The organism is Streptomyces sp. NPDC007205, assembly GCF_040634095.1.
Taxonomy (GTDB): Bacteria; Actinomycetota; Actinomycetes; order Streptomycetales; family Streptomycetaceae; genus Streptomyces.
Genome location: NZ_JBEYEW010000041.1, coordinates 23,153 through 44,867, shown reverse-complemented (window position 1 = coordinate 44,867; position 21,715 = coordinate 23,153). Strand labels below are relative to the sequence as shown.

Sequence of the window (21,715 nt, the reverse complement as noted above, 5' to 3'; positions counted from 1 at the left end):
CGCCGACCTCAGGGCGCGCGGAACTGGCTCCCGGCTTCCGCGGAGCGCTACGCCCCCGGCGAACACCCGCATTCCCGGGATTCCCCGAAGGGACCATCGCGTTAGGGTCCATGAAAGGCAGAACAATGAGACGGCCCGGCGCCGTCGTAAGACGAGCAGGTGGATACGTGACGAATCTGATGCCCTCCGCCGCCGGCGAGCCTTCCATCGGTGGTGGCCTCGGCGACCAGGTCTACAACCGGCTGCTCGGCGAGCGGATCATCTTCCTCGGCCAGCAGGTCGACGACGACATCGCCAACAAGATCACCGCGCAGCTGCTGCTCCTCGCCGCCGATCCTGACAAGGACATCTACCTCTACATCAACAGCCCCGGTGGTTCGGTGACGGCCGGCATGGCGATCTACGACACCATGCAGTACATCCCGAACGACGTGATCACGATCGGCATGGGCATGGCGGCCTCGATGGGCCAGTTCCTGCTCACCGGCGGCACCGCCGGCAAGCGCTTCGCCCTGCCGCACACGGACATCATGATGCACCAGGGCTCCGCGGGCCTGGGCGGTACGGTCTCGGACATCAAGATCCAGGCCCAGTACCTGCTGCGCACCAAGAAGACCATGACCGAGCTGACCGCGCTGCACTCCGGCCAGTCGGTCGAGACGATCCTCCGCGACGCCGACCGCGACCGCTGGTTCACTCCGGAAGAGGCCAAGGAGTACGGTCTCATTGACGAGATCATCACGCACGCCTCGGGTGTTCCGGGAGGCGGCGGCACCGGTGCCTGACCGGCCCGGCCACGCCACGCACCGCCGAGACACCAGCCCCCCGAACGCCACCAGGACGGTGAACCCCATGAGCAACTTCCCCGGCGCCGCCAACGGCATGTACGAAGGGCCCCGCCCCGACAGCCGCTACGTCATCCCGCGCTTCGTCGAGCGCACCTCCCAGGGCATCCGCGAGTACGACCCGTACGCGAAGCTCTTCGAGGAGCGTGTGATCTTCCTGGGCGTCCAGATCGACGACGCCTCCGCCAACGACGTCATGGCGCAGCTGCTGTGCCTGGAGTCGATGGACCCGGACCGGGACATCTCGATCTACATCAACAGCCCCGGTGGCGACATGACCGCCCTCACGGCGATCTACGACACGATGCAGTTCGTGAAGCCCGACATCCAGACGGTCTGCATGGGCCAGGCGGCCTCCGCGGCGGCCATCCTGCTCGCCGCCGGTACGCCCGGCAAGCGCATGGCGCTGCCGAACTCGCGCGTGCTGATCCACCAGCCGGCGGGCTCCACCGGCCGCGGCCAGCTCTCCGACCTGGAGATCATCGCCAACGAGTTCACCCGGATGCGCGAGCAGCTGGAGGACATGCTGGCCAAGCACTCGAACCAGCCGATCGAGAAGATCCGCGAGGACATCGAGCGCGACAAGATCCTCACGGCCGAGGAGGCGCTGGAGTACGGCCTCGTCGACCAGATCATCTCCACCCGCAAGCTGAACAACGCCGCGGTCCGCTGACGCGGAGCGGCACGCTCTTTGCCCCTCTTGGCACGATGCACGTCAAAGTGAACCCTGCCAAGGGGGGCCCGAACACCGGGCCCGGCAAGGTACCGTCGGACATAAGGCAGCACCAGGAGCCGCTGGATTCGAAAGCGTCCAGTCGTCTCCCAGGCGAAGGGGAAGCACACCGTGGCACGCATCGGTGACGGCGGCGATCTGCTCAAGTGCTCGTTCTGCGGCAAGAGCCAGAAGCAGGTCAAGAAGCTCATCGCAGGGCCCGGTGTGTACATCTGCGACGAGTGCATCGATCTCTGTAACGAGATCATCGAGGAGGAGCTCGCCGAGACGAGCGAGGTGCGCTGGGAGGAACTCCCGAAGCCCCGCGAGATCTACGAGTTCCTGGAGGGCTACGTAGTCGGCCAGGAAGCGGCGAAGAAGGCCCTTTCCGTCGCGGTGTACAACCACTACAAGCGGGTCCAGGCAGGCGAGAACGGCGGCCCGGGCGGCCGTGACGACGCCATCGAACTGGCGAAGTCCAACATCCTGCTGCTGGGCCCCACGGGCTCCGGCAAGACCCTCCTCGCTCAGACGCTGGCACGCATGCTGAACGTGCCCTTCGCGATCGCCGACGCGACGGCGCTCACGGAGGCGGGCTACGTCGGCGAGGACGTCGAGAACATCCTGCTGAAGCTGATCCAGGCGGCGGACTACGACGTCAAGAAGGCCGAGACCGGGATCATCTACATCGACGAGATCGACAAGGTGGCGAGGAAGAGCGAAAACCCCTCGATCACGCGCGACGTGTCGGGCGAGGGCGTACAGCAGGCGCTCCTCAAGATCCTCGAAGGCACCACAGCCTCGGTTCCGCCCCAGGGCGGCCGCAAGCACCCCCACCAGGAATTCATCCAGATCGACACGACGAACGTCCTGTTCATCGTGGGCGGTGCCTTCGCCGGCCTGGAAAAGATCATCGAGGCGAGGGCCGGCGCCAAGGGCATCGGCTTCGGCGCCACGATCCTCTCCAAGCGCGAGCTGGAGTCCAAGGACGTCTTCGAGGACATCATGCCGGAGGACCTGGTCAAGTTCGGCATGATCCCGGAGTTCATCGGCCGGCTGCCGGTGATCACCTCGGTCCACAACCTCGACCGCGAGGCTTTGCTGAAGATCCTGGTGGAGCCCCGCAACGCGCTCGTCAAGCAGTACCAGCGCCTCTTCGAACTCGACGGCGTGGAGCTGGACTTCGAGCGCGAGGCCCTGGAAGCCATCGCCGACCAGGCCATCCTCCGCCAGACCGGCGCCCGAGGCCTCCGCGCCATCATGGAGGAAGTCCTCCAGGGCGTGATGTACGAGGTCCCGTCCCGCAAGGACGTGGCCCGGGTCGTCATCACAGCCGACGTCGTCCTGTCCAACGTCAACCCGACGCTGATCCCCCGGGATGCGCGGGGGCGGGGGCCGGGGGAGCAGAAGTCGGCGTGACGCCACACCGCATGCAGAAGTGATGCCCGGCACTGGCGAGGTGCCGGGCATCACTCACATGGGCGTTTCGTCGCCTCGATACCAAACCGCCTGCGCCTGGGCGCTGTGTTCTTGAGTCCGGCGGCGCCCCACGCTGTCGGTGGACGCCCCGCCGGATCAGTGCGTGGCTACACCTACGTCACATCTTCACTCGCACGTCGTTGCGCAGCTTGGCCGCCAGCTCCGCGGCGTCGTCGATCGAGCCGCCGTCGCCCGTGGTGAAGGTGGCGACGCTGGACACGAAGACCTGGGCGGTCGTGCTGTGATCGGCCCAGATGCACACCGGCATCTTGATCGTCTTCGGGGTACCGCCGGACGACGAGGAGCTGTTGTCGTGGAGCTGCATCACCTGGCACTTCATGATGCCGTCGGAGAAGCCCGCCGGGTTGACCTTCACGGGGCTGCCGATCAGCTTGCCCGTGATGTCCGAGTCGCTCTGGTTCTTCTCGGACTTTTCCTTGGCGGTGGCGAACTCTGCGTCGAGGACCGCTTCGGGGTTGTCGATCGTGCCGTACACACCCTTGAAGGCGAGCCCTCTCGCAGTGAACCCCTTGCCGCTCTGGTACGAGCCGCTGACGCCTGTGGGGTTCTTAACCCCGGCCTTTTCGAAGTCCGACAGGTCGGACGAGGAGACCTTGTTGTCGAAGGTCGAGTTCGCCTGCTTCGTGTACGTGCCGTTGATGACCGCGGCCGGCGTCGTCAGCTTGTGCGGACCGTCGTCCGCCACGCCGCCGCTCCCGCTGAAGAGGAAGTACGCCCCCACCGCCACGGCCGCCACCACGGCCACCGCGCCGATGATCAGGCCCGTCTTCTTGTTGCCCCCGCCGGCCTGCGGCGGCTGCGGCATGCCGTAGGGCTGCTGGCCGTAGGGACCCGGCTGCTGGCCGTACGGGCTGGGCTGCTGCGGCACGCCCTGCTGCGGGTAGCCGTACCCCGGCTGCGGCGGGGCCGCCGGAGGCGCCTGCTGGGGGTAGCCGTAGCCGGGCTGCGGAGCCTGCGGCTGCTGGCCGTACGGGCCCGGCTGGCCATAGGGCCCCGGCTGGCCGTACGGTCCAGGCTGCCCCGGCTGGCCGTACGGACCCGGCTGCTGGGGCGGCCCGCCGTACGGGCCCGGCTGGTTGTTGCTCATCTCTGGGTTCCCCTCCAGATCCTTATGTGGTCCGAACATCCTGTCCCAGGCCCGGGAAACGCATGGCACCGGGGGCCGCTCCGTTACAGAACAAACGCGTTTCGGGACCACCCCGTGACACCTCTAAACTGACCCCCGTGACCGAGAACGCTCAGCAGCAGCCACCCGCGCCCGACCCCGAACTGCCGACCCAGTACGCGCCGGCCGATGTAGAGGGGCCGCTGTACGAGCGCTGGGTAGAGCGCGGTTACTTCGAGGCGGACGAGAAGAGCGACAAGCCGCCGTACACCATCGTCATCCCGCCGCCGAATGTCACCGGCAGCCTGCACCTGGGCCACGCCTTCGAGCACACCCTCATCGACGCCCTGACCCGCCGTAAGCGCATGCAGGGCTACGAGACGCTGTGGCAGCCCGGCATGGACCACGCCGGCATCGCCACGCAGAACGTCGTCGAGCGTGAGCTCGGGAAGGAAGGCAAGTCGCGGCACGACCTCGGCCGCGAGGCCTTCGTCGAGCGCGTCTGGCAGTGGAAGGGCGAGTCCGGCGGGCAGATCTCCGGCCAGATGCGCCGCCTCGGCGACGGCGTCGCCTGGTCGCGTGAGCGGTTCACCATGGACGAGGGGCTCTCCCAGGCCGTCCAGACCATCTTCAAGCGCCTCTACGACGACGAGCTGATCTACCGCGCCGAGCGCATCATCAACTGGTGCCCGCGCTGCCTGACGGCCATCTCGGACATCGAGGTCGAGTACCAGGACGACGACGGCGAGCTGGTCTCCATGCGCTACGGCGACGGGGACGACTCCATCGTCGTCGCCACCACCCGTGCCGAGACGATGCTCGGTGACACCGCCGTCGCCGTCCACCCGGACGACGAGCGCTACCGGCACCTCGTCGGCAAGCTGATCAGGCTCCCGCTGACCGACCGTTCCATCCCGGTCGTCGCCGACACCCACGTCGACCCCGAGTTCGGCACCGGGGCCGTCAAGGTCACCCCGGCCCACGACCCGAACGACTTCGAGATCGGCCAGCGGCACGACCTGCCGTCCATCACGATCATGGACGAGCACGCGGTCATCACGGCCCACGGCCCCTTCCAGGGCCTGGACCGCCTGGAGGCTCGCTCGGCGATCGTCGCCGCGCTGCGCGCCGAGGGCCGGATCGTCGCCGAGAAGCGGCCGTACGTCCACTCCGTCGGCCACTGCTCGCGCTGCAAGACCACCATCGAGCCGCGCCTGTCCATGCAGTGGTGGGTGAAGGTCGGCCCGCTGGCGAAGGCGGCGGGCGACGCCGTCCGTGACGGCCGCGTCAAGATCCATCCGCAGGAGATGGAGAAGCGCTACTTCGACTGGGTCGACAACCTCCACGACTGGTGCATCTCGCGCCAGCTGTGGTGGGGCCACCGGATCCCGGTCTGGTACGGCCCTGACGGCGAGGTCGTCTGCGTCGGCCCCGACGACGAGGCCCCGACCGGCGAGGGCTGGCACCAGGACACCGACGTCCTCGACACCTGGTTCTCCTCCGGCCTGTGGCCGTTCTCCACCCTCGGCTGGCCCGAACAGACCGAGTCGCTCGCGAAGTTCTACCCGAACTCCGTCCTGGTCACCGGCTACGACATCCTCTTCTTCTGGGTCGCCCGGATGATGATGTTCGGCCTGTACGCGATGGACGGCACCCCGCCGTTCCACACCATCGCCCTGCACGGCATGGTCCGCGACCAGTTCGGCAAGAAGATGTCGAAGTCCTTCGGCAACGCGGTCAACCCGCTGGACTGGATGGACAAGTACGGCAGCGATGCGCTCAGATTCACCTTGGCCCGAGGCGCGAACCCCGGCGTCGACGTCCCGATCGGCGAGGACTGGGTCCAGGGCTCCCGCAACTTCGCCAACAAGATCTGGAACGCCACCCGCTTCGCCCTGATGAACGGCGCGACGGTGGAGGGCCCGCTGCCGGACCCGTCCGCGATGTCGGCGACGGACCGCTGGATCCTCTCCCGCCTGAACTCGGTCGTCGCCGAAGTCGACGCCTACTACGACGACTTCCAGTTCGCCAAGCTGTCGGACACCCTCTTCCACTTCGCGTGGGACGAGGTCTTCGACTGGTACGTCGAGCTGTCCAAGACCGTCTTCCAGGCGGGCGGCGAACCGGCCGAGGTCAGCAAGCGGGTCCTCGGCGAGGTCCTGGACGTCACCCTCAAGCTCCTCCACCCGGTGGTCCCGTTCGTCACCGAGACTCTCTGGACGACCCTCACCGGCGGCGAGTCGGTCGTCATCGCCGAGTGGCCGAAGGACAGTGGCTTCCGCGACGCGGCGGCCGAGCAGGAGATCTCCACCCTCCAGTCGGTCATCACCGAGGTCCGCCGCTTCCGCGCCGACCAGGGTCTGCAGCCGGGCCAGCGCGTCCCGGCCCGCCTGACCCTCGACGGCACGGCCCTGGCCCCCCACGAGGCCGCCATCCGCCAGCTGCTGCGCCTGCAGCCGGAGGGTGAGTCCTTCACCGCCACGGCCACCCTGCCCGTCGCCGGCACCGAGGTCGCCCTCGACCTCTCCGGCACGATCGACGTGGCCGCCGAGCGCAAGCGCCTCGCGAAGGACCTGGCCGCCGCCGAGAAGGAGAAGGCCCAGGCCACGGCCAAGCTCGGCAACGAGGCGTTCTTGGCCAAGGCCCCGGAGAACGTGGTGGACAAGATCCGCACCCGTCTCTCCAAGGCCGAGGAGGACATCGCCCGCATCACCGCCCAGCTGGAGAAGCTGCCGCCGGCGTAAGGGTTCGTACGACGCTGAAGGCCCCCGGTGCGTGGGAAGCACCGGGGGCCTACGCGTGCCCCGTCAGGGGCAAGGGAACTGCGCAGGCAACCACGACGGACCCGCACCCGCCCGACAAGCCAGGCCACCCCGCACCCGCACGGCCACCCGGCATCCGCGCCGCCAGGCCGCCCCGTACCCGCACCCGCACGGCCACCCGGCATCCGCGCCGCCAGGCCGCCCTGCATCCGCGCCGCCAGGCCACCCCGCACCCGCGCCGCCAAGCCACCGCACCCTTTGTCAGTGCCGCTCCGTAGACTGGGCCCCGTGAGCGACCACCCCGGCACCAGCGACACCCCCGACCCCCTCGACAGCTTCGACGAGATCGTCGAAGCCGAAACCACCCGCGACCCCGACCTCGCGGTGATCGAGGCCGGCAGCCGAACCCTGCGCACCCAGGGCGGCTCGCCGGAGGCCGACGTACCGGCCCGCCCCGCGGACCCGGAGGTCGACAAGGCCCTGCGCGAGGTCGAGACGGAGCTGGCCACCCGCTGGGGCGAGACCAAGCTGGAGCCCTCGGTCAGCCGTATCTCCGCGCTGATGGACGTACTCGGCGAGCCCCAGCGCTCGTACCCCTCGATCCACATCACGGGCACCAACGGCAAGACCTCCACCGCCCGCATGATCGAGGCCCTGCTCGGCGCCTTCGAACTGCGCACCGGCCGCTACACCAGCCCCCATGTGCAGTCGATCACCGAGCGGATCAGCCTGGACGGCGCGCCCATCTCCGCCGAGCGGTTCATCGAGACCTACGACGACATCAAGCCGTACGTCGAGATGGTCGACGGACAGCAGGAGTACCGCCTCTCCTTCTTCGAGGTCCTCACCGGCATGGCGTACGCCGCGTTCGCGGACGCCCCCGTCGACGTGGCCGTCGTGGAGGTGGGCATGGGCGGTTCCTGGGACGCCACCAACGTCATCGACGGTGACGTCGCCGTGATCACCCCCATCGACCTGGACCACACCGACCGCCTGGGCGAGACGCCCGCCGAGATCGCCGGCGAGAAGAGCGGCATCATCAAGCAGGACGCCACCGTGATCCTGGCGCAGCAGCCGGTGGACGCGGCGCAGGTGCTGCTGAAGAAGGCCGTCGAGGTGGACGCCACGGTCGCCCGCGAGGGCCTGGAGTTCGGGGTCGTCGACCGGCAGATCGCCGTCGGCGGGCAGCTGCTCACGCTGCGCGGCCTGGGCGGCGAGTACCCCGAGGTGTATCTCCCGCTGCACGGCGCGTACCAGGCGCACAACGCGGCGGTCGCCCTCGCCGCCGTCGAGGCGTTCTTCGGCGTCGGAGCGCAGCGGGCGGAATCGCTGGACATCGACACCGTGCGGAAGGCCTTCGCCGCCGTGTCCTCGCCGGGCCGCCTGGAGGTCGTACGGCGCTCCCCGACGATCGTGCTGGACGCCGCGCACAACCCGGCGGGTGCCCGCGCCACCGCCGAGGCCGTCCAGGAGGCGTTCGACTTCAGCCGGCTGATCGGTGTCGTGGGCGCGAGCGGCGACAAGAACGTGCGGGGCCTGCTGGAGGCCTTCGAGCCGATCTTCGCCGAGGTCGTCGTCACACAGAACTCCAGCCACCGTGCCATGGACGCGGACGAGCTGGCCGCGATCGCCGTCGAGGTGTTCGGCGAAGAGCGGGTGCAGGTCGAGCCGCGGCTGCCGGACGCCCTGGAGGCCGCGATCACGCTGGCCGAGGAGGAGGGCGAGTTCGCGGGCGGTGGCGTGCTGGTCACCGGTTCCGTCATCACCGTCGGCGAGGCCCGGCTGCTGCTGGGGAAGGGCTGAGGATCGTAGATGCGTACGCTCTGTGCATCGACCCTGATCGGCGAGTTCTTCGTCATCGGGTTCGCCGGGCTCGTCGCCATGAAGGACCCGAGCCTGTCCATGTCCACGGTGTGGCTGGTCAGTGGTATCGCCATGCTGCTGAGCGTGCTGCTGTGCGGCATGGTGACCCGGCCCGGCGGAGTGGCCCTCGGCTGGGCGCTGCAGATCGCGCTGATCGCTTCCGGTGTCTTCGTCCCGACCATGTACTTCATGGGTGCGGTGTTCGCGGCGCTGTGGTGGGCGTCGGTGCACTTCGGTAGAAAGGTGGACGAGGCGAAGGCCAGATTCGCCGCGCAGGCGGAGTCCGGCTCCTCCACGGCTGACGCTGCGTAACGGGCGCACGGACACGCCCTGTAACCTCGTCCCACCGCACACGCCAGTCGTAAGGAGTCCTTCCGTGAGCCAGCGCACCCTCGTCCTCCTCAAGCCCGACGCCGTCCGTCGGGGCCTGACCGGCGAGATCATCAGCCGTATCGAGCGCAAGGCGGGCTGGCAGATCACCGCGCTGGAACTGCGCACCCTGGACCAGGAGACCCTGGAGCAGCACTACGGCGAGCACAAGGGCAAGCCCTTCTACGAGCCGCTGGTCGAGTTCATGTCCTCCGGCCCGGTCGTCGCGCTGATCGTCGAGGGCGAGCGGGTCATCGAGGGTGTGCGCGCGCTCGCCGGTCCGACCGACCCGATCGCCGCCGCTCCCGGCTCCATCCGCGGCGACTACGGCGTGATCGTCCGCGAGAACCTGATCCACGCCTCCGACTCCGAGGAGTCCGCCGAGCGCGAGGTGAAGATCTTCTTCCCGGGCCGGGCGTGAACTGCGGCTGCCTGAGTTTTCGATAATTTTTCTGAGAGGGCGTCAGATCCGCCCGCTGGTGCCCGACCAGGGACGGCCGTACATTTCCGGCCGTCCCTTGGCATATGCCTTACCGATCGGGGGAACGCGTGCCTCCGTTGGACCGTCTCCACAAGCGAGGCGGCCCGCCATCTGGTGACAATGGCGGAGACCCTCGCACAGTGGCCGTGCAGGCGCGTTTACGATGGAAGCCTTCACGTCACAGCACCCGCCTCGCCGTCCTGACATGCCCTCAAAAGTTCGGGAAGGCCAGATGAATCCGGATGGGGAACTCAATGTCGTTCATCGGCCGTGACATGGCTGTCGACCTCGGGACCGCCAACACGCTGGTGTACGTCAGGGGTCGCGGAATCGTACTCAACGAACCGTCCGTCGTCGCGATCAACACCAACACCGGTGGGATCCTCGCGGTCGGTGCCGAAGCGAAGAAGATGATCGGCCGGACGCCGGGCAACATCGTGGCCGTCCGCCCGCTGAAGGACGGCGTGATCGCCGACTTCGAGATCACCGAACGGATGCTCCGCTACTTCATCCTGAAGATCCACAAGCGGCGTTATCTCGCCCGTCCGCGGGTCGTCGTCTGTGTGCCCTCGGGTATCACGGGTGTCGAGCGCCGCGCCGTGATCGAGGCGTCCTCCCAGGCCGGTGCGCGCCAGGTGCACATCATCGAGGAGCCCATGGCCGCCGCCATCGGCTCCGGTCTGCCGGTCCACGAGGCCACCGGCAACATGGTGGTGGACATCGGCGGCGGCACCACGGAGGTCGCGGTCATCTCGCTCGGCGGCATCGTCACCGCGCAGTCCATCCGGGTCGCGGGCGACGAACTGGACAACGCGATCATCCAGTACATCAAGAAGGAGTACAGCCTTCTGCTGGGTGAGCGCACGGCCGAGCAGATCAAGATCACGATCGGTTCGGCGTACGACCTCGACGCCGACGAGCACACCGAAGTGCGCGGCCGGGACCTGGTCTCCGGGCTGCCGAAGACGGTCGTGATCTCGGCCGCCGAGGTCCGCAAGGCGATCGAGGAGCCGGTCAACGCGATCGTGGACGCGGTCAAGACGACGCTCGACAAGTGCCCGCCGGAGCTGTCCGGCGACATCATGGACCGAGGAATCGTTCTGACCGGTGGCGGAGCCCTGCTGCGCGGGCTCGACGAGCGGCTGCGGCGGGAGACCGGCATGCCGATCCACATCGCCGAGGACCCGCTGGACAGCGTCGCGCTCGGCTCCGGCAAGTGCGTCGAGGAGTTCGAGGCGCTGCAGCAGGTCCTCGACGCCCAGCCGCGCAGATGACATAACACTTCGATTCCGCCGTACGAGACGTTCTCCGCTCGTGCGGCGGATCGTTGATGAGAGGCATAAGCTCCCACAAATGGGCCCCTCGGGCTTGCGTTTCGCGTATCGCGCCCGCAAAGGGGCTCCCCGAATTCCTATTGAGGAAGGGCACGGCCGCCGCACGTGAGGGACACGAAAGAGAGCCGGCTGCTCCTGGTCCTGCTGGTTGCCATCGCATTCGCGCTGATCACGGTGGACATCCGCGGGGGCAGGAACTCCCCGGTCGACGGTGCCCGGCAGGCCGCGGCCGCGGTGTTCGGCCCGGTCGAGAACGGGCTGTCCTCGGCGGTCGACCCGGTCGGCAACGCCGTCTCGGCGATCCGGGACTCCGGCAGCCGGCACGACCGGCTCGCCACCCTGGAGAAGGAGAACGCGGCCCTCAAGGCGAAGCTCGGCAGCGACGACCGCAACCGCAGCCGCCTCAACCAGCTCGACAGGATGCTGAAGATCGCCGGCGACGGCCAGTACGGCATCAAGGGCGCCCAGGTCATCGCCATAGGAGCGGCGCAGGGCTTCTCCTGGACCATCACCATCGACGCCGGTGCCAACGACGGCATCAAGCGCGACATGACCGTACTCAACGGTGACGGGCTCGTCGGCCGGGTCACCACGGTCGGCCCCGACACCTCCACCGTGCTGCTCGCCAACGACCCCGACTTCACCGTCGGCACCCGCATGGAGGGCAGCGACGAACTCGGCTTCGCCTCCGGGCAGGGCGACCGCCCGCTGCGGGTGGAACTGCTCAACGGCAAGGCGGAGGTGAAGAAGGGCGACCGGCTCGTCACCTTCGGCTCGGAGGCCGACCGGCCGTTCGTGCCCGGCGTGCCGGTCGGCGTGATCTCCCGTGTCGAGCCCTCCAACGGCGGCCTCACCCGCACGATCTACGTCACCCCGTACGTCGGCTTCACCAAACTCGACATCGTCGGTGTGGTCGTCCAGGCCCCGAAGAAGGACCCGCGCGACGAGGTCCTGCCGGCCAAGCCCAAGCCGGTTCCGACGCCGACGGTGACGGTCACCGTCACCCCGTCCGCCGACGCGACCGCCAACGACCAGCAGCAGTAGGAGCTGAATCCCCATGCGTGTCAACCGGATCCTGCTCTCCTCCGCGCTGGTCGTCGTGGCCCTGGTGATCCAGGTGAGCGTCCTCGCCCGCCTGCATCTGCCGGGCGCCGTCCCCGACCTGCTGCTGCTCACCGTCCTCGGCCTCGCCATGGTCTACGGCCATGTCGGCGGCGCCCTCGTCGGCTTCGGCGCCGGGCTGCTCGCCGACCTCGCCCCGCCCGCCGACCACGCGGCCGGCCGCTACGCCCTCGTGCTGTGCGTCACCGGGTACTTCGCCGGGCTCATCAGGCCGGAGAACGGCCGCCTGAAGTCGGCGACCGGCCCGATGGCCGTCGTGGTCGCCGCCGCCATCGGCTCCACCCTGCTGTACGCGGGCGTCGGCGCGCTGGTCGGCGACACCGCGGCCCGCCATGTCGGTCTGCCCGGGCTGCTGTTCTCGGCAGCCCTGTACGACCTGCTGCTCGCCCCGTTCGTGGTCCCCGGGATCATGTGGCTGGCCCGCCGCTCCGACAACGACCCGCTCGCCGAGACCGGCGGCCCCGCCACCAAGGCCGGCGACATCTCCTCCGGCTGGCTCTCCTCCGGCACCGGCCTGCGCATCGGCAGCCAGCGCGGCGGCCTCGGCGCGCTGAAGGCCAAGGCCCGCACCCGTTCCGCGCGGGTCGGCCGGATCAAGGGGGTCAAGCGGCTGTGAGTGCCCACGAGTTCACTCGAACGGGTCAGCTTTCGCGGAACGGGGGCCCACAGGCCGGTCGTTCATCATTCGTACGCGTTCTCGCATCTGCGCACTGAGAGGGGGAGACAACCGCAGTGACCAACATCCCCGAGACCGGCCGGACCCCACGGGTCCAGATCCGGCTCGTCGTGATCCAGATCCTCGTCCTCTCCCTTCTCGGCACGCTCGGCGGCCGGTTGTGGTACCTGCAGATCCGCGAGGGTGCCCAGTACCAGAAGGAGGCCTCCGGCAACCACGTCCAGCAGGTCGTCGACCCCGCCGTGCGCGGTGACATCCTGGACGCCCGCGGCGTGCCCCTCGCCGACAACGAGACCCGCCTGGTGGTCTCCGCCTCGCGCACCGACCTGCTCAAACAGAAGGACGACGGCAAGGCCGTCCTGACCAAGCTGGCCGGCGTCCTCGGCATAAAGCCCGCGGACGTCATCCAGAAGGTCCGGCTGTGCGACGCCAAGACCCCCCAGCCGTGCTGGAACGGCTCGCCGTACCAGCCGATCCCGATCACCGACAAGGCCACCCCCAAGCAGGCCCTGCAGATCCGCGAGCGCTCCGAGGACTTCCCCGGCATCACCGCCGAGCCCGAGGCCGTGCGCCGCTACCCGGGGCCGGGCAAGTCCAACAGCGCGCAGGTGCTCGGCTATCTCTCGCCCGTCACCGACGCCGAGATCCAGAAGGCCAAGGACACCGACTCGCCCTATCTCCGCTCCGACATGGTCGGCCGCTCAGGTCTGGAGCGGCAGTACGACAAGGAGCTGCGCGGCAAGGCGGGCGTCACCCGCTACGAGGTGGACAACCTCGGCCGGGTCATCGGCAAGGCCAAGTCGGACGCCGCCGAGCCCGGTTCGAACCTGGTCACCAGCATCGACTCCCGGGTGCAGCGCGTCGCCGAGTACGAGCTGGACAAGGCGATGAAGGCCGCCCGCACGCAGTACGACAAGATCACCGGCGAGAACTACAAGGCCGACTCCGGCGCCGTCGTCGTCATGGAGGCCAAGACCGGCCGGATCGTCGCCATGGCCTCGGCGCCGACCTACGACCCGAACGTGTGGGTGGGCGGCATCTCCGCCAAGGACTACAAGGCCCTCACCGGCAAGGACTCCGACTACCCGCTGCTCAACCGGGCCATACAGGGCCAGGCCGCACCCGGCTCCACGTTCAAGGTGGTCTCCACCGCCGCCGCGGTCAACGCCGGCTACGTCTGGGACGGCGGCTACCCGTGCACCAGCTCCTACTCGGTGGGCGGCCAGGTCTTCAAGAACTTCGAGGGCGAGAACTTCGGCCCCATCTCCCTCGGCCGCGCGCTGGAGGTCTCCTGCGACACCGTCTTCTACGGTCTCGCGGACAGGGAGTGGAAGAGAGACGGCGGCATCAATCCCAAGAAGGGCCAGCCGAAAGACTACTTCTTCAAGACCGCCCACCAGTTCGGCCTGGGCAAGGAGACCGGCGTCGACCTGCCCAACGAGGTCAGCGGCCGTGTCCCCGACCGCCAGTGGAAGCTCGACTACTGGAAGGCCAACAAGGACGCCTGGTGCAAGAGCGGCAAGAAGGACGGCTCCTACGTCGAGAAGATCGCCTACGAGAACTGCCTCGAAGGCAACAAGATGCGTGAGGGTGACGAGATCAACTACTCCATCGGCCAGGGCGACACCCTCGTCACGCCGATCCAGGAGGCGATGATCTACGGCGCGGTCGCCAACGGCGGCACCGAGTACTACCCGACCATCGGCAAGGCGATCATCAGCGCCGACGGCAGGACCGTCCAGGAGATCAAGCCCAGGCTGCAGCGCAAGCTGCCGGTCACCCAGGCCACCCTGAAGGGCATGGACGACGCCTTCGCGGGCGTCATCACCCGCGGTACGGCCGCGTGGAAGTTCGGCGGCTGGCCGCAGAACAAGATCCCGCTGCACGGCAAGACCGGTACGGCGGAGGTCTACGGCAAGCAGACCACGGGCTGGCTGGCCACGTACTCCAAGGACTACTCGGTGATCATGACGATCTCCCAGGCCGGTACGGGTTCCGGTTCCGCCGGTGAGGCCGTGCGCAACATCTACAGCGCGCTCTACGGCGTCCAGGGCGACGGCTCCATCGACAAGAAGAAGGCGCTGCTGCCCACGCCGCAGAAGGGCCTGCCGAAGGTCCGCACGGACGGCACGATCATTAACCCCAAGGTCCCCGGCGACCCCGCCAAGGACGCCGAGAAGGCCCAGCAGGACAACCCCAGCAACGGGGACGACCAGCAGCCCGCCACCTCGCCCTCGCCCACCACGCGCAACCGCAACACCCGCGGACGGCCACGCAGGAATCGCCCGAGGGGAAGCCGGAGGATGCCCTCATGACCGGCGCGAACAGCTTCTCCGTCTCCGGGTACGGCCCCGAGCGGGCCGGCTGGACCAGGATCTTCGCCCGTGACTCGCTCGCCCGCCGGCTCGACTGGCCGATCCTGTTCGCAGCCACCGGGCTGTCCCTGCTGGGCTCGCTGCTGGTGTACTCCGCGACCCGCAACCGCACCGAGATCAACCAGGGCGACCCGTACTACTTCCTGATCCGGCACCTGATGAACCTCGGCATCGGGCTCGCCCTGATGATCGGCACGGTCTGGCTGGGACACCGCGCCCTGCGCAACGCCGTGCCGATCCTCTACGGCATCTCGCTGTTCGGGGTGCTGCTGGTGCTCACCCCGCTCGGCGCCACCATCAACGGCAGCCGCAACTGGATCGTGTTCGGCGGCGGCTTCTCGCTCCAGCCCGCCGAGTTCGTGAAGATCACGATCATCCTGGGCATGGCGATGATACTGGCGGCCCGGGTCGACGCCGGGGACAAGCCGTACCCCGACCACCGCACGGTCCTGCAGTCGCTCGGCCTGGCGGCCGTGCCGATCCTGATCGTGCTGCTCATGCCCGACCTCGGCACGGTCCTGGCCATGGTGTCCATCATCCTGGGCGTGCTGCTCGCCTCCGGCGCCTCCAACCGCTGGATCTTCGGCCTGCTCATCGCCGGTGTGATGGGCTGTGTCGCCATCTGGCAGCTGCACATCCTGGACGAGTACCAGATCAACCGCTTCGCCGCCTTCGCCAACCCGGACCTGGACCCCGCGGGCGTCGGCTACAACACCAACCAGGCCCGGATCGCCATCGGCTCCGGCGGCCTGACCGGCGCCGGCCTCTTCCACGGCTCGCAGACCACCGGCCAGTTCGTGCCCGAGCAGCAGACGGACTTCGTCTTCACGGTGGCGGGGGAGGAGCTGGGCTTCCTCGGCGCGGGCCTCATCATCTTCCTGCTGGGCGTGGTGCTGTGGCGCGCCTGCCGCATCGCCCGGGACTCCACCGAGCTGTACGGGACGATCGTGGCCGCCGGCATCGTCGCCTGGTTCGCCTTCCAGTCCTTCGAGAACATCGGCATGACCCTCGGCATCATGCCGGTCACCGGTCTGCCCCTGCCGTTCGTGTCCTACGGCGGCTCGTCGATGTTCGCGGTCTGGGTGGCCGTGGGACTGTTGCAGTCGATCAAGGTGCAGAGACCCATGTCGGCGTGACCTGCGGTCGTTTGCCGGGTGGATGTGTGGAATTCTCCCGCCATTCACCCGGGGCGGCCCCCTGCCACGGCACCCCGCGGCCCACTAGATTCAGTTCATGGCGGATGCGAAACGCGAGATCGAGCGCAAGTACGAGTCCGACGACAGTGGCCTGCCCGACCTCACCGGCGTCGGCGGCGTGGCGGCCGTCCTGGACAAGGGCCTGGTGGAGCTCGACGCCACCTACTACGACACCGCCGACGAACGCCTGGCCGCCGCCGCGCTCACCCTGCGCCGCCGCACCGGAGGCTCGGACGCCGGCTGGCATCTGAAGGTCCCGGTCGCTCCCGGGGTGCGGGACGAGATCCGGGCCCCGCTCTCCGACACGGTTCCCGAGGAGATCGCCGCCCTCGTGCGCTCCCGAGTCCGGCACGCCGAACTCGTCCCGCTCGTCCGGCTGCGCTCCGCCCGCGATGTGCGCCACCTCGTCGACGCCGACGGCACCCTGCTGGCCGAGGCGAGTGTCGACGCCGTGACCGCCGAGCGGCTCACCGGCAGGGGCGGGGCGGCCCAGTGGACCGAGATCGAGGTGGAGCTGGCCGACGACGGCGACCCCGCCTTCCTCGACCTGGTGGAGAAACGGCTGCGCAAGGCGGGGGTGCGCCCCTCGGCGTCACCGTCGAAGCTCGCCCGCGCCCTGGAAGAGACCGCCACTGACCGGACCGTCACTGACCAGACCGGAGAACGCCGACGTAAGAAGAGCAAGAAGCACGCGCCGCCGGAGACGGCCGGTGACCATGTCCTCGCCTATCTGCGCGCCCAGCGGGACGCGCTGGTCGAGCTGGACCCCGCCGTCCGCCGGGACGTACCCGACTCCGTGCACCGCATGCGGGTCGCCACCCGCCGGGCCCGCAGCACCCTGCGCAGCTTCCGCTCCGTACTCGACCGCGCCGTCACCGACCCCGTAGGGGCCGAGCTGAAGTGGCTCGCGGGCGAGCTGGGCCTCGACCGCGACCAGGAGGTGATGGCCGAACGCCTGACGGCCGCCCTCGACGCCCTCCCCTCCGACCTGGTCACCGGACCGGTCCGTGAACGCCTCACCTCCTGGGCCGAGGCCCGGCACGGCGGGGCACACGCCCGTGTCACCGGCGTCCTGGACTCCCGCCGCTACCTGACCCTGCTGGACACCCTGGACACCCTGCTCACCGACCCGCCCCTGCGGAAGCCCGCCGGGAAACAGCCGGAGAAGGTCCTCGCCCAGGCCGTGGACGAGGACCTGGCGGCCCTGTCCGCCCTGGTCGAGCAGGCGATCGCCGCCCCGCCCGGCGAGGAACGCGACACGGCCGTGCACGAGGCCCGCAAGAAGGCCAAGCGCACCCGGTACGCGGCCGAGGCGGCCACCCCGGCCCTCGGAAAGCCGGCCGGCTCCCTGACGAAGGCCATGAAGTCCCTGACCACGCTCCTCGGCGACCACCAGGACAGCGTCATGACCCGGCTGACCCTGCGCGAGCTGTCCGCGGTGGCACACGCGGCGGGGGAGAGCGCGTTCACGTACGGGGTGCTGTACGGGCGCGAGGAGGCCCGGGCGGCGCGGGCCGAGGCGGAGCTGCCCGGACTGTGGAAGGAGATCCGGGCCGCGGCCTCCGGCTGAGCGTACGGGGGAGTCCGCCGGGCGGGTTACGCTTGGTGGTCACCCCTGTCAGCTCACGAAGGTTCGCGAGATGCCTGCCGAAGCCGCCGAGTCGGTGTTCCCGCAGCTCGAAGCACTGCTCCCGCACGTGCAAAAGCCCATCCAGTACGTCGGCGGAGAGCTCAACTCCACGGTCAAGCCGTGGGACGAGTGCGACGTCCGCTGGGCACTCATGTACCCGGACGCGTACGAGGTGGGTCTGCCCAACCAGGGCGTCATGATCCTCTACGAGGTCCTCAACGAGCAGGAGGGCGTCCTCGCCGAGCGCACCTACAGCGTGTGGCCGGACCTCGAGGCGCTGATGCGCGAGCACGGCGTCCCGCAGTTCACGGTGGACACCCACCGCCCGGTGAAGGCCTTCGACGTGTTCGGCCTGTCCTTCTCCACGGAGCTGGGCTACACGAACATGCTCACGGCCCTGGACCTCGCCGGGATCCCCCTGGAGTCCAAGGACCGCACGATCGACGACCCGATCGTCCTGGCCGGCGGCCACGCGGCCTTCAACCCGGAGCCGATCGCCGACTTCATCGACGCGGCGATCATCGGCGACGGCGAGCAGGCCGTGCTCGACATGACCCGGATCATCCGTGAGTGGAAGGCCGAGGGCTGCCCCGGCGGCCGCGAGGAGGTCCTCTTCCGTCTGGCGAAGACGGGCGGGGTGTACATCCCGGCGTTCTACGACGTCGAGTACCTCCCCGACGGCCGTATCGCCCGCGTGGTCCCGAACAAGTCGGGCGTCCCGTGGCGCGTGTCCAAGCACACGGTCATGGACCTGGACGAGTGGCCGTACCCCAAGCAGCCCCTCGTCCCCCTGGCCGAGACGGTCCACGAGCGCATGTCGGTGGAGATCTTCCGCGGCTGCACCCGAGGCTGCCGCTTCTGCCAGGCCGGCATGATCACCCGCCCGGTGCGCGAGCGCTCGATCACGGGCATCGGCGAGATGGTCGACAAGGGCCTCAAGGCCACGGGCTTCGAGGAGGTGGGCCTCCTCTCCCTCTCCTCCGCGGACCACTCGGAGATCGGCGACATCGCCAAGGGCCTGGCGGACCGCTACGCGGACGACAAGATCGGCCTCTCGCTCCCCTCCACCCGCGTGGACGCCTTCAACGTCGACCTCGCGAACGAGCTGACGCGCAACGGCCGCCGCTCCGGCCTGACCTTCGCCCCCGAGGGCGGCTCGGAGCGCATGCGCAAGGTCATCAACAAGATGGTGTCCGAGGAGGACCTCATCCGCACCGTCGCCACGGCCTACGGCAACGGCTGGCGCCAGGTGAAGCTGTACTTCATGTGCGGCCTGCCCACGGAGACCGACGACGACGTGCTGCAGATCGCCGACATGGCGACCCACGTCATCCAGAAGGGCCGCGAGGTCTCCGGCTCGAACGACATCCGCTGCACGGTCTCGATCGGCGGCTTCGTCCCCAAGCCCCACACCCCCTTCCAGTGGGCCCCGCAGCTCTCGGCCGAGGAGACGGATGCCCGCCTGGCGAAACTGAGAGACAAGATCCGAGGCGACAAGAAGTACGGCCGCTCGATCGGCTTCCGCTACCACGACGGCAAGCCGGGCATCGTCGAGGGCCTCCTCTCGCGCGGCGACCGCCGCATCGGCGCGGTGATCCGCGCGGTGTATGACGACGGCGGCCGCTTCGACGGCTGGCGCGAGCACTTCTCCTACGACCGCTGGATGGCCTGCGCAGACAAGGCCCTCGCCCCCTACGGCGTGGACGTCGACTGGTACACCACCCGCGAGCGCACCTACGAGGAGGTCCTGCCCTGGGACCACCTCGACTCCGGCCTGGACAAGGACTGGCTCTGGGAGGACTGGCAGGACTCCCTCGACGAAACAGAAGTCGAGGACTGCCGCTGGACCCCGTGCTTCGACTGCGGCGTCTGCCCGCAGATGGACACAGCCATACAAATCGGCCCGACCGGCAAGAAGTTGCTCCCTCTGACGGTCAAGAACGCTGGTCCGACGCCGGCTTCGAGCGGTCACGAGCACTGACGTGAACGAGGCACTCGATCGGGTGATGGAGGCGCTGGCGGGGGCGAGTGAGGACGAGGTGGCGGCTGCGCTGGCTGCGGCTGGCGCTTCGGTCCCTCGCCCGTCGACGCCGCCGACGCCGTCTCGGACGCCGTTGCCGGGCCCTGGAAGTACCCCGTACATCGTTTCCGAGGTGGAGTGGGTCTGAGGGACCTGCAGCTTGCCTGAACGTTCTGCCCCCCGCGCTCCTCCCTGATGGGAGGAGCGCTCGTAGCTGAGTGGATTCTTATCGGGTCAGAGAGTCAGCACGCACCTGCACAGGAAAGCGCCGCCCCAGGGATCCACTCAACTCAAGAAGTCCAAGGCGACAAGCGTGCCGCCCACGAAGATCCAGATCCAGCCCATGATCCGAAGTGTGACTGAGCCCCCGATCATTGGCAAGAAACGGGCTGCATGTTGGTATGTCCGGTCTGCAATCCCTTTGATGTTCAGGGCGAAGAACCAGCCGAAGATGAAAAAGAGCAGCGGTCCCGGGTCCAAGCCATTCACTTCTTTTCCGATCCGACTTCTGTTTGCCAACGCGACTTGGCGTCACTGTACCCGCCGCCGATCTCGGCACCCAGACCGGCCCCCAACCCATACTCGATGACGTTGACGCCTTTGCCCTTCGAGTTAGTCGTTCCGACCTCCGTCTGATGGTTCCCGTACAGGCCGAGACCGAGCTTGGCGGATCCACCCTTATCCCAGCCCTTGCCTTCGAGCTGACCAATGTCATCGGCGTTACTATAGAACTCACCGGCCGTTGCGGAAACGCCGAAATCGGCACCAGCGGAATGTATGGACTTCGACGTCAGGATCCCGATCTGGGTCTTCCCGTCCGGTGTTTGCGTCTCCGCCAAAGTGATCGAGTATCCGATTCCTCCGCCTCCCCAGCCGGCTCCCACGCCGAGGGTGATCCCCCGCGTTTTGTTGTAGCCTGTGGCGTTAGCGACGCCGTCGATTAGCGTTCCAATGAACTTACTTCCCAGGTCGGGACCGGGCTCCCCGTTAAAGATCGAAAGTCCCTTGACGATGCCATTGCCGATAGTCCGCACGGTATCGTCGTGCTTCTTCTTCCGCTCCGCTTCTGCCCTCTGCTCCGCTTCCTCCTTCTTGACTTCCTTCTCATATGTGGTTAGGTCGCCGACTGCCGCCCCGTTGAAGCTTTGAGCCTGGCCCAGAGGGTCCAATATCTGTTCGAGGAAGCTCCCGACGCCGGCTGCCTCGCGAAGAGCGCGGCCCACGACTTGATCTTCGTCGTCGACCGCCTGCACGGCATCCTTGATCTTCTTCGTCCAGGCGGCCTCGGCGTCTTTCACCTGCGTCACGTACTTCGGGTAATCCGGGTCGTGGCGCATCGGGGTGAGTTTCCTGAAGTCATAAACCGCCTCACCGACGCCGTTGACAGTCATCTCGTCCTTCTCAGCCTGCTCGACCAGGTTCCTCACATGGCCGATCAGCTTGGAGAAGCGCTCGTGGGCGCTCCGGAGAAGGGAGGCGATTGCGTGGGCTTCCGTATGGGCATCGGTGAATTGTTTACGTGTGTTGGTGAACCGTGTATAAGCGACGTTGCTACTGACGCCAGTCCAGGAGCCGTCGTTCGCTATGGACTCCACCTTCGCCCCGTACAGGCCTCCCAGGTCGTCGAAGGTGCGGGCCATGTCGTCCCAGTCCTTGGCCGCTGTGATCAGCACATTGAGGTCGACGGTGACCACGTCCTGATAGGTGAGATTGCCCGTTCCCATC

17 protein-coding genes are annotated in these 21,715 nt (G+C 68.3%); 14 read left to right on the top strand and 3 right to left on the bottom strand.

The genetic code is table 11. The features are described from left to right. Window positions 1-179: 179 nt before the first annotated feature. The 3 genes from ABZ624_RS36535 (at window position 180) to clpX (ending at window position 2,976) form a co-directional block, all read left to right on the top strand. On the top strand, window positions 180-785 hold the full coding sequence (locus ABZ624_RS36535) for an ATP-dependent Clp protease proteolytic subunit (protein WP_360098895.1): 606 nt from the start codon (window positions 180-182) through the stop codon (window positions 783-785). A 67-nt stretch (window positions 786-852) separates the two neighbouring features. Then, window positions 853-1,518 carry an ATP-dependent Clp protease proteolytic subunit gene (locus tag ABZ624_RS36530; protein WP_360098874.1) on the top strand — a complete coding sequence of 222 codons (666 nt, stop codon included), beginning with the start codon at window positions 853-855 and terminating at the stop codon, window positions 1,516-1,518. A gap of 171 nt (window positions 1,519-1,689) precedes the next feature. Further along, the gene (gene clpX, locus ABZ624_RS36525; RefSeq protein WP_360098872.1) at window positions 1,690-2,976 is read left to right on the top strand and encodes an ATP-dependent Clp protease ATP-binding subunit ClpX; all 1,287 of its coding nucleotides are present in this window, start codon (window positions 1,690-1,692) and stop codon (window positions 2,974-2,976) included. A 178-nt stretch (window positions 2,977-3,154) separates the two neighbouring features. On the opposite strand, the gene ABZ624_RS36520 is transcribed toward clpX, so the two are convergent. Then, the gene (locus tag ABZ624_RS36520; protein ID WP_360098870.1) at window positions 3,155-4,144 is read right to left on the bottom strand and encodes a hypothetical protein; all 990 of its coding nucleotides are present in this window, start codon (window positions 4,142-4,144) and stop codon (window positions 3,155-3,157) included. 137 nt (window positions 4,145-4,281) lie between these two features. Here ABZ624_RS36520 and ABZ624_RS36515 point away from each other — a divergent pair, with 137 nt between their 5' ends. The 11 genes from ABZ624_RS36515 to ABZ624_RS36465 all read left to right on the top strand — a co-directional run bounded on the left by ABZ624_RS36515 (window position 4,282) and on the right by ABZ624_RS36465 (window position 19,951). Then, window positions 4,282-6,906, top strand: a complete 2,625-nt coding sequence (locus tag ABZ624_RS36515; protein WP_360098868.1) for a valine--tRNA ligase — start codon at window positions 4,282-4,284, stop codon at window positions 6,904-6,906. A 306-nt stretch (window positions 6,907-7,212) separates the two neighbouring features. Next, window positions 7,213-8,727 (top strand): folylpolyglutamate synthase/dihydrofolate synthase family protein, encoded by a 1,515-nt coding sequence (locus tag ABZ624_RS36510; RefSeq protein ID WP_360098866.1) that lies wholly within the window; start codon window positions 7,213-7,215, stop codon window positions 8,725-8,727. Window positions 8,728-8,736: 9 nt separating this feature from the next. Then, window positions 8,737-9,099, top strand: coding sequence for a DUF4233 domain-containing protein (locus ABZ624_RS36505; protein ID WP_351245954.1), 363 nt, complete (start codon window positions 8,737-8,739; stop codon window positions 9,097-9,099). 64 nt (window positions 9,100-9,163) lie between these two features. Continuing rightward, window positions 9,164-9,577 carry a nucleoside-diphosphate kinase gene (gene ndk / locus ABZ624_RS36500; RefSeq protein WP_351245956.1) on the top strand — a complete coding sequence of 138 codons (414 nt, stop codon included), beginning with the start codon at window positions 9,164-9,166 and terminating at the stop codon, window positions 9,575-9,577. 314 nt (window positions 9,578-9,891) lie between these two features. Then, window positions 9,892-10,911 (top strand): rod shape-determining protein, encoded by a 1,020-nt coding sequence (locus tag ABZ624_RS36495; protein WP_031158632.1) that lies wholly within the window; start codon window positions 9,892-9,894, stop codon window positions 10,909-10,911. Window positions 10,912-11,076: 165 nt separating this feature from the next. Continuing rightward, the gene (gene mreC / locus ABZ624_RS36490) at window positions 11,077-12,015 is read left to right on the top strand and encodes a rod shape-determining protein MreC (protein WP_360098864.1); all 939 of its coding nucleotides are present in this window, start codon (window positions 11,077-11,079) and stop codon (window positions 12,013-12,015) included. 13 nt (window positions 12,016-12,028) lie between these two features. Next, the gene (mreD, locus tag ABZ624_RS36485; protein ID WP_360098860.1) at window positions 12,029-12,709 is read left to right on the top strand and encodes a rod shape-determining protein MreD; all 681 of its coding nucleotides are present in this window, start codon (window positions 12,029-12,031) and stop codon (window positions 12,707-12,709) included. A 116-nt stretch (window positions 12,710-12,825) separates the two neighbouring features. Beyond that, a complete protein-coding gene (gene mrdA / locus ABZ624_RS36480) occupies window positions 12,826-15,084 on the top strand; it encodes a penicillin-binding protein 2 (protein WP_360098858.1) in 2,259 nt (752 codons plus the stop codon). After that, complete coding sequence (rodA, locus tag ABZ624_RS36475) at window positions 15,081-16,280, top strand: rod shape-determining protein RodA (protein WP_360098856.1); 1,200 nt, start codon at window positions 15,081-15,083, stop codon at window positions 16,278-16,280. The genes mrdA and rodA overlap by 4 nt, the downstream gene beginning before the upstream one ends. A gap of 97 nt (window positions 16,281-16,377) precedes the next feature. After that, window positions 16,378-17,910, top strand: coding sequence for a CYTH and CHAD domain-containing protein (locus ABZ624_RS36470; protein ID WP_360098854.1), 1,533 nt, complete (start codon window positions 16,378-16,380; stop codon window positions 17,908-17,910). Between the two features lie 70 nt (window positions 17,911-17,980). Further along, window positions 17,981-19,951 (top strand): TIGR03960 family B12-binding radical SAM protein, encoded by a 1,971-nt coding sequence (locus ABZ624_RS36465; protein WP_360098852.1) that lies wholly within the window; start codon window positions 17,981-17,983, stop codon window positions 19,949-19,951. 324 nt (window positions 19,952-20,275) lie between these two features. On the opposite strand, the gene ABZ624_RS36460 is transcribed toward ABZ624_RS36465, so the two are convergent. Together ABZ624_RS36460 and ABZ624_RS36455 are read right to left on the bottom strand one after the other, a co-directional pair. Beyond that, entirely contained in the window at window positions 20,276-20,470 is a 195-nt protein-coding gene (locus ABZ624_RS36460) for a hypothetical protein (RefSeq protein ID WP_360098850.1), read from the bottom strand. 5 nt (window positions 20,471-20,475) lie between these two features. Beyond that, window positions 20,476-21,714: a hypothetical protein gene (locus ABZ624_RS36455; protein ID WP_360098848.1), complete on the bottom strand. Its 1,239-nt coding sequence runs from the start codon at window positions 21,712-21,714 to the stop codon at window positions 20,476-20,478. Window position 21,715: the final 1 nt, after the last annotated feature.